The 16115-nt window shown below is 70.4% G+C and carries 17 protein-coding genes; 7 read left to right on the top strand and 10 right to left on the bottom strand.

The genetic code is table 11. The features are described 5' to 3' along the window. Positions 1-5: 5 nt before the first annotated feature. Entirely contained in the window at positions 6-959 is a 954-nt protein-coding gene (locus tag MWU75_RS18870; RefSeq protein WP_247093871.1) for a MoxR family ATPase, read from the bottom strand. A 144-nt stretch (positions 960-1103) separates the two neighbouring features. Between MWU75_RS18870 and MWU75_RS18865 the strand changes: the two genes are divergently transcribed. Then, positions 1104-2036 carry a GNAT family N-acetyltransferase gene (locus tag MWU75_RS18865; RefSeq protein ID WP_247093869.1) on the top strand — a complete coding sequence of 311 codons (933 nt, stop codon included), beginning with the start codon at positions 1104-1106 and terminating at the stop codon, positions 2034-2036. Between the two features lie 39 nt (positions 2037-2075). Here MWU75_RS18865 and MWU75_RS18860 read toward each other — a convergent pair whose 3' ends face one another. From MWU75_RS18860 to MWU75_RS18845, 4 genes are all read right to left on the bottom strand, one after another. Next, positions 2076-2756, bottom strand: a complete 681-nt coding sequence (locus MWU75_RS18860) for a GNAT family protein (protein WP_247093867.1) — start codon at positions 2754-2756, stop codon at positions 2076-2078. 12 nt (positions 2757-2768) lie between these two features. Beyond that, entirely contained in the window at positions 2769-3380 is a 612-nt protein-coding gene (locus MWU75_RS18855) for a nucleotidyltransferase family protein (RefSeq protein WP_247093865.1), read from the bottom strand. Beyond that, a complete protein-coding gene (locus MWU75_RS18850; protein WP_247093863.1) occupies positions 3377-5905 on the bottom strand; it encodes a DUF6351 family protein in 2529 nt (842 codons plus the stop codon). Before MWU75_RS18850 ends, MWU75_RS18855 begins: the two co-directional genes overlap by 4 nt. Positions 5906-6173: 268 nt before the next feature. Then, positions 6174-6728 (bottom strand): ACT domain-containing protein, encoded by a 555-nt coding sequence (locus tag MWU75_RS18845; protein ID WP_247093861.1) that lies wholly within the window; start codon positions 6726-6728, stop codon positions 6174-6176. A 132-nt stretch (positions 6729-6860) separates the two neighbouring features. Here MWU75_RS18845 and MWU75_RS18840 point away from each other — a divergent pair, with 132 nt between their 5' ends. Next, positions 6861-7661, top strand: coding sequence for a hypothetical protein (locus MWU75_RS18840; protein WP_247093859.1), 801 nt, complete (start codon positions 6861-6863; stop codon positions 7659-7661). A gap of 68 nt (positions 7662-7729) precedes the next feature. Continuing rightward, the gene (locus tag MWU75_RS18835; RefSeq protein ID WP_247093856.1) at positions 7730-8170 is read left to right on the top strand and encodes a YdeI/OmpD-associated family protein; all 441 of its coding nucleotides are present in this window, start codon (positions 7730-7732) and stop codon (positions 8168-8170) included. Between the two features lie 142 nt (positions 8171-8312). Here the strand turns inward: MWU75_RS18835 and MWU75_RS18830 are convergent, their stop codons facing one another. The 3 genes from MWU75_RS18830 to MWU75_RS18820 form a co-directional block, all read right to left on the bottom strand. Further along, positions 8313-9449 (bottom strand): methyltransferase domain-containing protein, encoded by a 1137-nt coding sequence (locus MWU75_RS18830; protein ID WP_247093854.1) that lies wholly within the window; start codon positions 9447-9449, stop codon positions 8313-8315. A 135-nt stretch (positions 9450-9584) separates the two neighbouring features. Further along, positions 9585-9788 (bottom strand): helix-turn-helix transcriptional regulator, encoded by a 204-nt coding sequence (locus MWU75_RS18825; protein ID WP_247093852.1) that lies wholly within the window; start codon positions 9786-9788, stop codon positions 9585-9587. A gap of 132 nt (positions 9789-9920) precedes the next feature. Further along, positions 9921-11204 carry a helix-turn-helix transcriptional regulator gene (locus MWU75_RS18820; protein ID WP_247093850.1) on the bottom strand — a complete coding sequence of 428 codons (1284 nt, stop codon included), beginning with the start codon at positions 11202-11204 and terminating at the stop codon, positions 9921-9923. Between the two features lie 283 nt (positions 11205-11487). Between MWU75_RS18820 and MWU75_RS18815 the strand changes: the two genes are divergently transcribed. From MWU75_RS18815 to MWU75_RS18800, 4 genes are all read left to right on the top strand, one after another. Further along, entirely contained in the window at positions 11488-12303 is an 816-nt protein-coding gene (locus tag MWU75_RS18815) for an amino acid ABC transporter substrate-binding protein (RefSeq protein ID WP_247093848.1), read from the top strand. Positions 12304-12325: 22 nt separating this feature from the next. Then, entirely contained in the window at positions 12326-12991 is a 666-nt protein-coding gene (locus tag MWU75_RS18810; RefSeq protein ID WP_247093846.1) for an amino acid ABC transporter permease, read from the top strand. After that, positions 12978-13820, top strand: a complete 843-nt coding sequence (locus MWU75_RS18805) for an amino acid ABC transporter ATP-binding protein (RefSeq protein WP_281497522.1) — start codon at positions 12978-12980, stop codon at positions 13818-13820. The genes MWU75_RS18810 and MWU75_RS18805 overlap by 14 nt, the downstream gene beginning before the upstream one ends. A 75-nt stretch (positions 13821-13895) precedes the next feature. Then, complete coding sequence (locus tag MWU75_RS18800) at positions 13896-14915, top strand: LLM class flavin-dependent oxidoreductase (RefSeq protein WP_247093844.1); 1020 nt, start codon at positions 13896-13898, stop codon at positions 14913-14915. Positions 14916-14927: 12 nt separating this feature from the next. Here the strand turns inward: MWU75_RS18800 and MWU75_RS18795 are convergent, their stop codons facing one another. Beyond that, positions 14928-15527 (bottom strand): hypothetical protein, encoded by a 600-nt coding sequence (locus MWU75_RS18795; protein WP_247093842.1) that lies wholly within the window; start codon positions 15525-15527, stop codon positions 14928-14930. A 66-nt stretch (positions 15528-15593) separates the two neighbouring features. Continuing rightward, the coding region (locus MWU75_RS18790) for a hypothetical protein (protein ID WP_247093840.1) at positions 15594-16115 on the bottom strand (522 nt) is incomplete at its 5' end.

Raw genomic sequence — 16115 nt, 5'->3', positions numbered from 1 at the left:
CGTGGTCACCTCGTGAGCATCCGGTCGAGGGCGACGCGGACCCGTTCGGTGTCCTCGCGGTACTTCACGGCGGCACCCATGGTCGTGGCCGCCACCTCGGGGTCGAGTCGGCTGGCGCCGAGCGCGGTCAGCGCCCGCGCCCAGTCCAGCGTCTCGGCCACGCCGGGGGGCTTGACGAGGTCCTCGTCCGAGCGCAGCCGCTGGACGAGGCGCACCACGTCGTCGGCGAGGGCCTCCTCGACGCCGGGCAGCCGCGACCGCACGATCGCCAGCTCCCGCTCCAGGCCGGGGTGCTCGATCCAGTGATAGAGGCAGCGGCGCTTGAGCGCGTCGTGGAGCTCACGGGTGCGGTTGGAGGTGAGGACGACCAGCGGCGGTGTCTGCGCGCGCACCGTCCCCAGCTCGGGGATCGTCACCGACCAGGTGGAGAGCACCTCCAGCAGGAAGGCCTCGAACTCGTCGTCGGCCCGGTCCACCTCGTCGACCAGCAGCACGCACGGCGCCTCGCGCAGCGCCCGCAGCACCGGTCGGGCGAGCAGGAACCGCTCGTCGAAGAGGTCGGCCTCCAGCCGCTCGACGCGGTCCCGCTCCTGGGACCCGTCGGTGGTGGGACTCGCGCTGGCAGCAGGGCTGCCGTTGTTGCCCGGGCCGCCGTCCGCGAGCGCCTGCACCGCGCGCAGGTGCAGGATCTGCCGGGGGAAGTCCCAGTCGTAGAGCGCCTGGCTCGCCTCGATGCCCTCGTAGCACTGCAGCCGGATCAGCGGCACCCCGAGCAGCTGGGCGAGGGCCTCGGCGAGGGCGGTCTTGCCGGTGCCCGGCTCCCCCTCGAGCAGCAGCGGGCGGTCGAGGTCGTGCGCCAGCCAGGTCACCGTCGCCAACCCCGCATCCGCCAGGTAGCCGGTCCCGGCCAGGGCGTCAGAGAGCGACTGTGGGCTGGCGAAGACTCCTTCGTCTGGCATAGCGACACGCTAGCCCCGACAATAGGGTTCGTCGACATCGGTGCCCGCCAGGGTCTGTGCTGGGGTGCTTGGGGCATCGCGCGCTCAGGCTCGATGCGCGACAAAGAAGTTGCAGGCACCGGGCCGGCGAGCAACGCTCGTGGGATGCGCATCGTCCAGCCCTCGGCCGCGCAACTCGCGTCCGCGGTGGCGCTGAGCGTCCCCGCTCAGACCGGCCTCCCGGCAGCCGAGGTGGCCGCCGAGATCGAGTCGCGACGGCTGCAGCCGGAGTGGTCCGTCGTGGCGGTCGATGAGTCCGACGTGGTCCGAGGGTGGGCGATGTGGTGGGGGCGCGACCCCTCCGTGCCGATCGCCCTGGACGTGTGGGACGTCGACCCGCAGGTGCCGGACCGCGCCGGCCTGGCCACGGCACTTCTCGATGCCGGACACGAGGCCCTGGCCGCTCAGGGGGTGCGTGTCCCGCTGCCGCACACGATGCGCCTGCCCAACGACTGGCGTGACCACGCGGACGTCGCCGCGGAGGTGGAACTGAAGCTGCGTTGTGCCGCTGCGGCGGGTCTGACCCGGGTCAACGAGCGCCTCCAGTTCCAGTGGGACCCGGACCAGCCACTACCGCCCGAGCCCACCTCGCTGGTGTTTGCGCCCGCCGACGACGAGACCTTCGTCCGGCTGTTTGCCGCTGCAGCGCAGGGGTCTCTGGATGTCCTGACCCGACGTGAGCTCGCGTCCGGCGACGCCGAGGAGCTGGCCCGTGCCGAGGTCGACTTCTACCGAGCCGCTCCGGGAGACCGCTCGTGGTGGCGGACGGCCGCCACGACCGACAGCACCCTCGTCGGGGTGGCCATTCCGTCGGCGACCCCGACGAGCCGCAACGTCGGGTTCCTGGCCGTGCTGCCGGAGCACCGGGGCCGGGGACACGTCGACGCGCTGCTTGCCTACATCACCCGCTTCCACGCCAAGGAGGGCGCCCCTCGCATCACTGCCACCACGGACGCCGTCAACGGACCCATGGCCGCGGCCTTCCATCGCGCCGGCTACCGCGGCACCGAGACACGCGTCGATCTTGAGGCACCCTGAGGTTCACGCATCGGATGCCTCGGCATGCTGGGACACGACTCAGCGCTCGATCCCGAGGAACCGGCGCAGCGCGTCGGCTCCCTGGACGGTCACGCGACCCGTTGGCCGCACATAGGTGGCCGGCGTGACGAGCACTCGTTGTTCCTCGACACCCACCTTCCCCTGGGTGGTGTGCTGCACGATGCGTCGGCGACCGTTCTCGACATACCCCGTCTTGCGGCTCACCGCCGCCGAAGCGGCGTTGCCGACGATGTAGCCCGACCCGCACGCCACGGCGCCCAGCTCGTCGAACGCGAGCCCGACCACCAACTGGCGCATGAGGGTCCCGGTCCCCTCCCCCTGGTGGGCCAGCCCGAGCCAGGAGCCGGTGTCGACAGTCCGGGTCTGGGCGAAGTCACGGGCGTGCAGGTCCTGCATGCCGACGAGCTGGCCGTCGCGGCGCACGGTCAGCGCCAGCCGCCAGTCATCGACGGCGAACGTCGCCCGCTGAGTCCACCACCAGGCCAGGGACGTCGTGGGGAATCCGTCGGGAGTCCCCGGGGCGAAGGGGAGCTCGTGCCAGTCCCGGAGAAAGGGCATGGGCAGACCGGGCGCCTGGATACCACCACGCACGAGGTCGACGAGCTCCGGCAGGTCATCGTCGCGCAGGACACGCAGTTCCACGGTGCCGCACGCGATCCGGAGCGCGAACGGCGGAAAGATGTCCTCCAAGCTGAGCATGCGGACAGCAGATCACACTCCCGGGCCGTCCCGCGGCACGTCCACATCGGCACCACTGGCGAGGTCCCCGCACTCGACCAGGACGGGCGCGACCCGGCGCAGATACCCGCGGGCTCCGGCGTCACCGTCCGCTCGGGCCAGCACCCCCTCCCAGTGGTCACGGCCGAGCAGCACCGGGTGCCCCGGACGTCCGGAGTATGCCGCTCGCGCCAGGGCGTCGGCGCCGGCACCGGCGGCTTCCAGGACGCGGGCGACGACCTCGCCCCCGACGTCCGGGAGGTCCACGAGGTGGACTAGGGCCTGCAGCGGCGTGGTCCGGCCACGCGTGGCCAGGGCGGTGAGACCGGCGCGCAGCGACTCCCCCATACCCGCCTCCCAGGTGCCGCAGCGGATGGCCGTGACGGCGTCCGGCGCGGTGCCCAGGAGGGTCTCGACCTCCTCCGCCTGGGCACCGCTGACGACGAGCACGTCACCGCACCCGCCGTCGAGCAGCGCCTGGGCCGCGCGCACGACCCACGGTCCTTCGGCGTCCGCCACCGTGCCCTTGGGTCGGCCGAAGCGCCGGCCCGCCCCGGCGGCCAGGAGCAGCCCGGTCGTGCGGGGTCGGAGGGCCTGGGCGCTCACAGGTTGCGCGGCTTGCCCGCGTCCGGGCGGGTGAAGTCGCAGACCCCGCTCGGGAAGATCTCCTTCAGCCTGCGGATCTCGGCCCGCGTGGGTTCCCACTCGCCATACAGACCGCGGTTGACGGCGCGCATGACCGGCTGGGTCGTGCACTTCCAGACCCCGCCCTCGTAGGGGCCGCCGGCGACCCGGCGCGAGGAGGAGTAGATCGGGAACTGCTCCGTGCACTCACCGGCGGCGCCGTCGTCGAGCACGCCGTCCCAGACGCCCTCACCCGCGGCGAGGAGGGACCCGTCGGTCGCGAAGCAGGAGTCGACCGCCGCGGCCGGCTTGTTGCCCGCCACACCGAGCCCGGGGTTGGCGTCGATGTTGGCCATCCACTGGTCGATGACGGCGAAGGCCTGCGGCGTCGGGTCGGCCTGCTCCTCCGGTCGGGCGTCGACGAACCAGATCACCTGGTTGGACGCGTCGCCGTCCACGTTGAGCATGCGCTGCCGGGTGGCGAAGGACTGCTGGGTGTTGTGCATATCGAGCTCGTCCTCGAGGTAGTGCCTCAGGTCGATGATCGGGATGTCGATGTCGCCCTGGAACTGCATGCCCGAGGTGTAGAGCGCACGGATCGCGCGACGGTCGCCCGAGGCCCGCTCGGCCGGCGTGACGCCGTCGGGGCTGAGGTTCATGTTGCGCGAACTCCACGGGTCGAAGGTCGCCGGACTGAAGTCACCGATGAACGGGAAGCCCTCCTCGACGAGGTCCTTGGTCTCCTTCCAGCTGCCGACCTGCGCGTTGAGGTCGAGGAACTCCTCGGGCGTGATGACGCCGTCGAGAAGGGCCTGCAGGCCGTACTGCACGCCCACGTTGTCCCACGGCACGCGCGCGTTGCCGTCGGCGTCCGTGCCGTAGATGTTGACCAGGTCGCCCCAGTGCGTCCACTCCACTCCCTCGGCGCCCTGGGCGAGCTGGTCGAGGTCGTCGACGTCGGTGAAGGTCGGGTTCAGCGCGACCGGGGTCAGGCCGAACCAGCCCGGCTTGCACTCCATGAGGGCCGGGGCCGGAGAGGCCGGGTCACGGTCCATCACCTGATAGCCGTAGAGACCCATCAGCGCATAGAGCCCGTTCCACTGTGCGATGTCTCCCGAGGACAGGTTCTTCGGATAGTTGGTCCCGTTGAGCCCGATGATCGCCTGCCGGGTCTCCGGGTCCTTCCACTTGTCGTTGTCCCGGTCGGTCACGTCGAAGTAGTGCTCGAGCAGCTCGCAGTCGGCGACGTGGATGATCTGGGTGACCATGTCGGGATAGGAGTACTGCGGGATGGCGGCGTCGATGATGCCCGGGTGGTTCTGGGCGTAGACGTACTGCTGGATCGCACCGCCCGACCCGCCGACCGCGACCGTGTAGTCCGGCACGCCGTAGGCCTCGACGGCCCGTTCCTTGACCATCAGGGCGGTCTCGCCGCCGACCTGCAGGTTGTAGTGCGTGCTCGTGCGCGTGCCGGTCGACCACATCACGCCATAGCCCAGGCCGAGCAGCTGGGCCGGCAGCATCGCGCTGGTCGAGGTGGTGCCCTGCGTGTGCCCGATGGCGACACCGCCCTGGAAGCTGAAGACCAGTCGCTCGTTCCACAGCGAGGGGTCCGGCGCTGTGGTGGGGTCGTCGCCGACCGGCGCGAGGGCCGCGATGCTGTAGATGAAGCGGTTGATCGTGCCGCGCTCCCACCGCACGACGAACGGCACCTCGTCCCCGTCCATCGTGGTGGTGGTCGCGACGTCTGCCGGCAGGTCGGACGGATCGGCCAGCCACTTGAAGGACCCGTCGGTGCTGCCATAGACGTAGCCCACGCGGGTCTCCGCGGCGCAGTTCGCGCTCCACCCCACGATCTCGGCGTCGTCCGTCGGGTAGCCGCGACCGTCCTGCGGGTAGTCGCCGTTCTCGTCCTCCAGCGCGACCCGGATCCCCTGGCTGTCCTGGTTGTCCACGAGCGGTTGACCCAGCAGGGGCTCCCCTCCGAACGTGGCCCGCGCGGTGGTGCACACGAAGGGCTGCTGCTGCGGGCCCGAGAAGATCGGGCCCTCCTTCGAGTGGTTGGTCACCCGCAGGACGGCAGGCTTGGCCACGGGCTTCCCGCGCGGCGGGGCGGACCGTGGGACCTCGGCCCGGATCGTGTTCCGCCCGTCCTCGAGATCGTCCACGAGCCCGACGAGCGTGCCGTCTGCCGTGACATCGAAGTCCGCGGTGACGTCCTGGCCGTTGACGCTGACCCGGAGCATCTCCGGCGTCACCTTTGCGGGTCCGCGCACCTCGACGAGCGCGTCGCCCCCGCTCACCTGGTCGGGCTCGCTGGAGAGCACCTCGATCGAGATGGTCCCGGGTGGACCCCCTCGGGCGGCCGCGGCCCCGCCGGCGTGAGTGACCACGCCGGTGGCGGCGTCCGTGGGCGGGCTCCCCAGCGAGCCGGCGGTGACCAGCAGACTGGCGACCATGGCGACCGGGAGGACGAAGGACAGGTGACGACGGACGGGGACAGACATGGACGCTCCTCGGAAAGGGCCACACGAACACTGCACGCGTGGGCGAAGCACCCCCGTGCGGACCCCGACCGCTGGTGAGCGCCACGTCCTCGGTCCCTGAAACCTAGTGGCGCGGCCCATGGGCTGTCTAGATGCCTGCCGAACCTGCTTGCCGAAGTCCGCTCCAGGGTCGGTTCCTGGAGGACCGGCTGGTCGGCAGCACCGTGATCGCCCCCGGGCTACGGCCACAACTTCCCCCTCGTCCCGACCTCCTGACAGGCCGCCGGGCTCAGCCCCGGTCCGGCACCTCGCCCCAGGCCGGGTTCTCCTCGCCGTCATCGAGCTGTATGTCGAGGCTCAGCTGCGAGGACACCTCACCCAGGGCGGTGCGCAGGTCCGACAGGTCGATGCTCTCCGGCAGACCGACGACCGCGACGGCCTCGAACAAGCGGTCGCCGCTCATCGGAGCGTCACTGGTGGAGGTGTGGAACTCCTGGATGCTCAGGCCGCGGTCAGCGAGCGCCCTCGTCACCTCGCGCACGATGCCCGGCTGGTCCTGGCCGATGACCAGGAGGCCGACCGACTCCAGCGCCTCCCCCGCGTCATCGCTGCCGGTGGCCGACACGTCGACGACACCGACGTCGGTGAGGGCACGCACCGCGGCCGTCACCTCCTCGACCCGGTCCTCCGCGAGCTCGATGAGCACCGCGCCGGCGAACTTGCCGCCCAGCCGCCCCATCTGGCTCTCCAGCCAGTTGCCGCCGTGCTCGGCCACGGTGCTCGCGAGCTCGGCGACCAGGCCGGGTCGGTCGTCGGCGATCACGCTGACCACGAGAGTGCGCATGACTGAGGCTAGCGCGTGCCGGAGACCCTGTCCCCCGCGTCCCGCCACAGTCTGAAATTCCTTGTCGCATTGCCCTTTTGGGATCTTCTCCCTATGGTTGCGGCACTACCCACAGAAATGCGAGGTATTTCCGTGCTGACGAAGAATCGCCGGTTCGGCTTCTTTATTGCTCTCACCGCAGGTCTCACCCTCACCATCACCGCCTGCTCAGGCGACACCCCCGGCACCGAGCCGGCCGAGGCCCAGCCAGAACCGGCGGCCGCGGCTGAGGAGAACGAGTCCGACGTGGACTCCGGCGACGTGGACTCTGGAGACGAGGACAGCGGCGACGAGGACAGCGTCTACGGCGGCGACCTGGACACCCTCGGCACCGCGCTGCAGGCGGGGACCGGCGCCGACAGCTTCTCCGTGGATGGCACCACGGTCCGCCTGCACTTTGGCGTGGGGAGCGTCGAGGACCCGTCGGCGCACATCAACTGCTCGGCGGCCGGCCACCTCCTGGAGGATGGACACCAGGCCGTCATGGTCTATCCGGACGGCGAGAAGAACTGCAGCGCAGAGGACTCAGCCGGGTCGCCCGGCGACGGCGCGAACGGGGTGGGATCGGCCTCACTGACGATCGGCGACAGCTCGTGGGAGTTCAGCCAGTTGGTCTGCGCCTTCGGCGAGGAGGAGACCGGCGTGGAGGGCTCGGAGTTCAATCTGCTCGCGAGCGACGGGTCGGCCACGGTCTATGCCGCGATCGACCCTGGCTACACCTACATCGAGTTCACCGAGCCGGCGGCGGCCGACCCGTCGCTGAGCGAGCTGATCACCGGGATCGAGCCGACGATCGAGATCAGCGGGAAGAACATCTATGCCGATGCCTCGTTCATCACCTATGAGGACACGGACACGCTCCATGTGGGTGCATTAAAGGCCACCTGCCCCTGAGGAGGTCACCGCAACGTTCTACGACGTCGCGAGTGTTGTCGACGTGGATCTGGCTCTACTGTTGACGGATGCTGACGCTGCAGACAACGCTCGACTCACTCGGCGGACCGGCCGCCGCCATCGTGCTCACTGATGAGCAGGTTGCCGAGCTCGGGCCGACCAAGAACCCTCCGGTGGTTGTCACGATCGACGGCAAGTCCGCCCGGCTGCGAGTGGCCCGGATGGGCGGCCTGAACTGCATCGGACTCTCCAAGGCCGTCCGCGCCGCGCTGGGCGTGGAGATCGACCAGGAAGTGAGCGCGACCGTCGAGCTGGACACGGCTGAGCGCACGGTCGACATGCCGCCGGAGCTGACCGAGGCACTCGAGGCCGACCCCGCGGCGAAGGCGGCCTTCGAGGCGCTGTCCTACTCCGCGCGCAAGGAGCACGCCCGGCAGGTCTCGAGCGCCAAGGCCGCCGAGACCCGCGACCGGCGACTCGCCAAGATCCTGGACAGCCTGCGCGGCTGAGCCAGGGGTTTGACGCTGCCGATGTTGCGGGAAGCATGTTGCCGGATGCACGCCAGGGTGTTGATCCTGCAGCATCGATCCCGCAGCAACGGAGCGGCGCGGGGGTCATCCCGCAACACAAGGTCGCGGGGACCCTTCGGCATCACCGTCGGCACACGACATACACATCGAACGGGTTCTGCTCCAGCCGGTGCTGCACCACCGAGGTGAACCCGGCCTCGTGCAGCATCTGCTCGGCCAGCTCAACACCCCAGACCGTGCCCAGCCCGGCGCCGCCCTGGGCGAGCGAGACGGACATGCAGTGCACCGTGGAGATCGTGTAGAGGAAGCCGGCCCACGGGATCGCGAGGTTGTTCTCCAGGTGCGATGAGGCGTCGATGTCGGCCATCAGGAAGGTGCCGTCTGGGCACAGCGCCGCCGCGACATGAGACAGCACGCCGGCCGGGTCCGCCTGGTCATGGATGCCGTCGAAGACGGTCAGCAGGTCGAACGCCGCCGTGCCGACACCCTCCGCCAGGTCGCGCACCTCGAAGGAGACGTTGTCCAGACCCCAGGCCGCGGCCTCCGCACGCGCGGCGGCGATCGCCTCCGGCTCGAAGTCGAAGCCGGTGAACCGGGAGGCCGGGAAGGCGCGGGCCATGAGGTTGGCCGCGTGCCCCTGACCGCAGGCCAGGTCGGCGACCTCGATGCCGGCCCGGAGCCGGTCGACCTCTCCGGTCAGCGGGAGGATCGCCTCGACCAGGTAGGCGTCCTGCACCGGGCCGCTGTCCGCCGCCTGCCGGTGGTGGAACTCGGGGTAGTCGGCATAGTGCAGTCCGCCGCCGGTGCGGAACACCTCGGTGATCCGCGGCGCGGCGGACCCCAGCATCGAGACGACGCACAGCGTCCGCGCCAGGTTGTCCGGCCCGGTGCCGGTGAGGAAGGGTGCGTGGTCGGGGCACAGGGCGAAGGTGCGTGCCGCCGGGTCCCACTCGACGAAGCCGGCGGTGGTGACGCCGCCGAGCCACTCCCGGACGTAGCGCTCGTCCAGACCGGCCGCATCGGCGATCTGCTCACTGGTCGCCGGGGGCAGCCCGGCCATCGTGTCGAACAGGCCGGTGTCGTGGCCGATCCCGGCCAGGACCGCGATTGATCCGTCATTGAGGATCTGCACGAGACGACCGACCACCTGCTCGGCGGTCGCCTGATCCGGCTCGCCGACCCGCGGCTCGTCAGTGTCGGTCGCCCGGTCGGCGGGCGCGATGTGGGTGTCGGCGGGGGGCGCCTGGATGGTGCTCATGATGTGCTCCTGTCGTGGTCACGGGCGGATGCCCGTGCCACCGACGCTAGGGAACCGGGCACCCCTGCCACATCGGGCAGATCATGCATCTGGTCCACGGGGGCATGGTGGATGTGCTGTATGCCGTGGCGCCGGTCACCCCGCACCGACCCCGTTGGCGCGGGCCCACGCCGCAGCAGCAGTGCGGGAGGAGACGTCGAGCTTGGTGTAGATGTTGGCCAGGTGCCGTCCGACGGTCTTCTCGCTGATGACCAGCTGCTCGGCGACCTGCCGGTTGCTCGCGCCGGTGGCGACGCAGGCCAGCACCTGGGCCTCCCGCTGCGTGAGGCCTCCGGGCAACGCGCCGGCACCACCTTCAGCGACCCGCCGGCTGTCCGGGACCGCCCCGAGCCGGGCATAGATGGCGGCGGCCGTGGCCTGCTCCGCCGCTGCGGCACCCGGGTCGCCGAGCGCCCGGTGCGCGGCAGCCAGCTACTCGTGCACCCGAGCGGTGGCGTGACGGTAGCGCTGCTCGCGGAAGGTCAAGACGGCCGACTCCAGGTGGGGCAGCGCCTCTGCCGGACGGTCCTCGGCCAGCAGCACCGCAGCCCGGGCCTGGGCGGCGCGGGCGAGCAACCCGGGCGTGCTGTAGCGCTCCGCGACCTTCCCGAGGTCCGCGGCGTGCCGGGCCGCCAGGGCGGTGTCGCCGCCTGCCAGGGCTGCCTCGACCATCGGCAGCAGCAGCCGGCCGCGCTCCACCTGCCCGGCGCCGCCGATCGCGTCCTGCAGCGAGGCGAGGGCCTCCTCGGCCCGCCCCTGCTCCAGCAGGAGCAGGGCGTGACCAGGCTGCGGGTCGACTCCGGCCGCGCGGGCCCGCGCGTAGGCATCGTCCGCGCCGGCGAGGTCACCTCGCAGCCGGCGGATGTCCCCCAGCTCGGTGAAGCCCGTCCCAGCGAGCCAGTTGTGCGCGCCGAGCAGCGCCTGGCTGCTCGCGGCCATCTCCGCCTCGATGGCGTCCCAGTCGCCCTCCGCACCGAGGAGCTGCAGCTGGTGCACCCTGGTCACCCCGGCATACATGAACTCCCGGGACAGGGGCTGCGCCCAGGTCTCCAGGGCGTTGGTCCAGGCACGCATCCGCGCGAGGTCCGCCAGACCCTCGCAGACGTGGATCACGCTGCAGTAGACGTCGCCGGCCCACTCGGGCTCGACCTGGCCGGCCAGCACCGGCAGCATCGCCTCGTCCAGGCTGGAGAAGCCCTCGCCGATGTGGCCGTCCCGGATCAGGGCCATCCCGCGCAGCACCCGGGAGAAGCAGGCCAGCGTCGGGTCGTCGAACGTGGTGGCGAGCGACGTGAGCCGGACCGCGGAGGACCGGGAGAGCTCGGCGTCCCCCTCGATCTCCAACACCTGGGAAGCCTGGCTGTAGAGCAGGTAGCCGGTCGCCACACACTCCGGCCGACCCTCCAGGAGCCGGCGCGCCCGCCCCAGCCACGCCGCGGCGATCACGAAGTCGGCGCGAGTGCCCCACGCCAGGGCCAGCCGCATCGCCAGCTGCGCGGCCTCCTCCGCACGGCCCGCGCTCTCGTGGGCCGCGAAAGCGCGCTCGGCCTGCTGCATCGACTCCGCGACGTCACCGAGGAACCAGGTGGCACGGCTGAGCAGATCGAGGTCGGCGGCACCCAGGGACGGTGCCGTCTCCAGCTGCTCTCGGGCCGTGCGCCACTCGCCGCGCGCGAAGGCCTCGCGCGCGGTGACGAGCATGGTCTGCGTGCTCACGAGTTGCCTGCTGTCACGTTGTGCCTGGTGTCACGTCGTGCTGTCACGTCGACCCTCCATTGAACCGCCTCCCTGTCGGCACCCACAAGATGCTGTCGACGTGCGAGCAGGTCGACGTGCGAGCAGAAGGTCGAAGCACGATGCCTCCATAATCCCCCGTTGGGATATCCATTTCCCGATCTTGGGAATGACGTGGTTCACTGCACCGTTGAACCACCGGGCTACGGCAGCCCTCCTCCGGCTCACTGCAGCCACACCCCCACCCACGAAGGACGACCTACGCATGTCTGTGCACCGCACCCTGACCGTCACCCTCGCCGCCTCGGCCCTGATCCTCGCTGCCTGCGGCAGCGACGGAGGCACCGACGCCGGTGACGGGCAGACCGCAGCCGGCGACTCGGCATACGGCCTGGCGAACGAGGGCGTCCTGGTGGTCGGGACCGAGGGCACCTACCGCCCGTTCAGCTACCACGAGGGCGGCAGCGGTGAGCTGGTCGGCTACGACATCGAGGTGGTCGAGGCCGTCGCGGAGAAGCTGGACCTGGAGATCGAGTACCAGGAGACCCAGTGGGACGCGATCTTCGCCGGGCTCGAGGCCGGTCGCTTCGACGTGATCGCCAACCAGGTCTCGATCAACCCCCAGCGCGAGGAGGCCTACCTGTTCAGCGAGCCCTACACCGTCTCCCCCGGCGTCATCGTCGTGGCCAACGACACCACCGACATCGCCGGGCTGGACGACCTGGAGGGCAAGACCACGGCGCAGTCGCTGACCAGCAACTGGGGCGAGATCGCCGAGGGCGCCGGGGCCAACGTCGAGGCCGTCGAGGGCTGGGCGCAGTCCGTGGCGCTCCTCGAGCAGGGACGGGTCGACGCGACCGTCAACGACAAGCTGACCTTCCTGGACTACACCAACGAGCACCCGGACAGCCCGATCAAGATCGCGGCGGAGCTGGACGAGGCCTCGCTCAACGCCTTCGCCTTCGGCAAGGACAAGACCGAGTTGGTCTCAGCCTTCGACGAGGCGCTGGCCGAGCTCGAGGCCGACGGCACCCTGGCCGAGCTGGGCGAGAAGTACTTCGGCGCCGACGTCTCCCACTGACGCGCTGACCCGCTGACTCGCGATGTCCGACTCCTGGCAGCTCTTCCTCGACTCGCTGTGGCCGATCGTCCGCGGCGGGCTGACCGGCACCATCCCGCTGGCCCTGTCCTCCTTCGCCATCGGGCTGGTGCTGGCGCTCGTCGTGGCGCTGATGCGGCTGTCGTCGAACAGGGTGGTGTCGTGGATCGCCCGGGCCTATATCTCGGCGATCCGCGGCACGCCCCTGCTGGTGCAGCTGTTCGTCATCTTCTACGGCCTGCCCTCGCTCGGGGTGCTGATCGACCCGTGGCCCAGCGCGATCGTCGCCTTCTCCCTCAACGTCGGAGGCTATGCCGCCGAGGTCATCCGGGCGGCGATCCTGTCGGTGCCCAAGGGCCAGTGGGAGGCGGGCTACACGATCGGCATGTCGCACGCCCAGTCCCTGCGCCGCCTGATCCTTCCCCAGGCCGCCAGGGTGTCGGTGCCGCCGCTGTCGAACACCTTCATCTCCCTGGTCAAGGACACCTCGCTGGCCTCGATGATCCTGGTGACCGAGCTGTTCCGCGAGGCGCAGAAGATCGCGGCGTTCACCCAGGAGTTCATGCTGCTCTACATCCAGGCCGCCCTCGTCTACTGGGTGTTCTGCCTGGTGCTGTCGATGGGCCAGAGTGCCCTGGAGACCCGATTGGACAGGTATGTCGCGCACTGACCCGACCAGGCCCCTCCCGTCCGCCGGTGGTCCCGCAAGTGGTCCAGCGGGTGGTCCCGCGGGCGAGGTCCTGCTGCAGGCCAGCGGTCTGAGCAAGAGCTTCGGCGACCTGCAGGTGCTGCGCTCGATCGACCTCACCGTCCGCAAGGGCGAGGTGGTGGTTCTGATCGGGCCGAGCGGCTCGGGCAAGACCACCGTGCTCCGCTCGCTCAACGGGCTCGAGGTGCCCGACGGCGGCCGCATCGAGTTCGCGGGCGGGCCGGACCTCGACTTCTCGACGCCGCTGCGCAGGCGCGACCGGTTCGCGCTGCGTGACCGCTCGGCCATGGTCTTCCAGCAGCACAACCTGTTCCCGCACAAGACCGTGCTGGAGAACGTCATCGAGGGCCCGGTCCAGGTGCAGAAGGTGCCCAAGGACCGGGCGGTCGCCGAGGCCCAGGCCCTGTTGGACCGCGTGGGTCTGCTGGCCAAGCGCGACGTCTACCCGCACCAGCTCTCCGGCGGCCAGCAGCAGCGCGTCGGCATCGTCCGCGCCCTGGCGCTCGCGCCCAGCCTGCTGCTCTTCGACGAGCCGACCTCTGCCCTGGACCCCGAGCTGGTGGGCGACGTGCTGACCGTCATCAAGGAGCTGGCCGACGAGGGCTGGACCATGGTCGTGGTCACCCACGAGCTGAGCTTCGCCCGCGCGGCCGCCGACGAGGTCCTCTTCATGGACGGCGGCGTGATCGTCGAGCGGTCCGGCCCCCGCGAGATGTTCACCAACCCGCAGCACGAGCGGACCCGCCAGTTCCTGGACCGCATCCTCAACCCGCTGCACGAGGACGACTGACACGCCCCGGCCGGCCCACGGCATACTCCCGGCCCGCGGCGGGAACAAGTTCGGCGCCCCGCGGTTGTCCTCAGTATGCCGTCACTCACCTCACGTGTGCCCCTGTCCGTCCTCGAGCTGGTCCCGCGATCCCAGGGCATGACGCCCGCCGAGGCGATGCAGCACTCCACGAAGCTGGCGACGCGCCTGGACGAGCTGGGCTACCACCGGCTCTGGGTGGCCGAGCACCACGGGACCGAGGCGTTCATGTCCTCGGCGACCTCCCTCATACTGGGGCACTTCGCCAACCACACCCACGGCATACGGCTGGGGTCCGGCGGGGTCATGCTGCCCAACCACTCCCCGCTGATGGTCGCGGAGTACTACGGGACCCTGGCCACCCTCCACGGCGACCGGTTCGACCTCGGCCTGGGGCGCGCGCCGGGCACCGACCCGCTCACCGCTGCCGCCCTGGCCCGCAGTGCCAGCGGTCTCAACGACTTCGCCGGCAACGTGCTGGACCTGGTGAGCTACCTCGGGGACGGCGCGACCACCCGCGTGCGTGCACTGCCGGGCGAGGGCACCAACGTCCCGATCTGGATGCTCGGCTCCTCCACCGGCGGCGCGCAGGTCGCGGCCGCGCTCGGGCTGCCGTTCAGTTTCGCCAGCCACTTCGCGCCGCAGCAGATGCGGGAGGCGCTGGCGATCTATCGCGACCGGTTCAACGCCGACGCCGAGACCGCCCAGGTCGACCGGCCCACCGTCATGGCCGGCATCAACGTGCTGGTCGCACCGTCGGAGGCGGAGGCGCACTACCTGTTCACCACCGCCCAGCAGATGGTCGCCGCGATCCGCACCGGCGGGTCCTCGCCGCTCGCTCCCCCGGTCGACGACCTGAGCTCCGTCGTCCCGGAGGGGCTGCTGCCGATGATCTCCGAGTTCCACTCGGTCAAGGCCGTCGGTGACCCCGCGCAGGTGGTGCCGCAGCTCGAGGAGTTCGCCGCGGCCTACGACCTGGACGAGCTGATCATCACGACCTACACCCACGACCCCGCGATGCGCCAGCGCTCCTTCGAGCTGCTCGCCGACGCGTGGGGGATCACGCCACGCGTCTGACTCACTGTCAGCTCACGGGTGGCGCGGCGCCGCCCGTCTGGCCAAGGCCATCGGTGTGATCAGTGAGTCGTCGGTGTCCGCGATGGTGTGCAACTCCTCCACGGTGAGCACCTGCTCGCCGGGATCCTTGGTGTCCACCTGCTGCGGCACTCGCAGCTCGTCCCGGTAGGGCGTCGGCTTGCCCCGCTTGGCGTTGAGGACCTCCTCGACGTGGTAGTCGCGGGCGTCCTCCACCGTGCGCCGGCCGGTCACGATGTCGTGGATGAGGTTGATCTTGAGGGTGTCGCTGGCGATGCTGCGGCACCGCACCGACAGTTCCCCGGCCGTGCGATCGACCCGGATGGTGCCGTCGAACTGTGCCAGCTCGGTCATCTTCTCCGTCGGCACGGCGTAGTCGATGACGCACTCGATGCAGTCGACGTGCGGCACAGGGAAGTTGTGGTGCTCGAACCACTGGGTGGCCACCACCCGCTTCCACGGGGCGGCTCGGTGCCAGGTCAACTCGTTGGCACTGACCTCGTCCGGCTCGCCGTACTGACTGATCACCAACTCAGCCGGTCGACGACTCTCGTGCGGCCACTCCTGGACCGCGATGATGCTCCTTGATTTCATGGCGCGACCTCCTTGCCTGCCTTTTTCCACAATACCCCTGAAAAAATGAACTGTCAGGTCAGTGGCCTAGAACGGCGGTGGGGTGTCGTCTGTGGTGGCCCAGGGGCCGTGCCCGGGAGTGTCCGTGCTGGTCGGGGTGGTGCTGCCTGCCGCGCTGCTGCCTGCCGCGCTGCTGGCTGCCGCGCTGCTGCCCGTGTCGTCGTCGGGATCTTGGGCGGCGCGGGTGTGGCGGGCTCGTTCTCTCTTGACGGCCTCGGGGTCGGGTTCGTTGAGTTTGCGGCCGGTCTTGGGGTTGCGGCGGGTGAGGCGGATCTGGTTCCAGGACAGGAACTGGGTCTCGCCGTAGGGTTCGTCCTCGCCGGTGATCAGCCGGGCGGTGCCGCCGGGCTTGTAGGACAGGGCCTGGTAGATCGCCAGGTCGATCGCCTCGCGCCGGTCTTCCTCAGGCGCGGCCAGGACCTGGTCGGTGGCTTCGGTGAGCATGGTGGAGTACTGGGTGTAGTCGTGGGCCTTGGTCTTGTAGATCTTGCCCAGCAGGGTCTGCCAGGTCATCTCCCGCCGGTGGTTGATGACCACGTCCAGGTACTG

Source organism: Ornithinimicrobium sp. F0845 (assembly GCF_023015765.1).
In the GTDB taxonomy this organism is placed as follows: Bacteria; Actinomycetota; Actinomycetes; order Actinomycetales; family Dermatophilaceae; genus Ornithinicoccus.
Note: the sequence above shows the minus strand (reverse complement) of the source record. Positions and strands in the feature narration are given on the sequence as shown.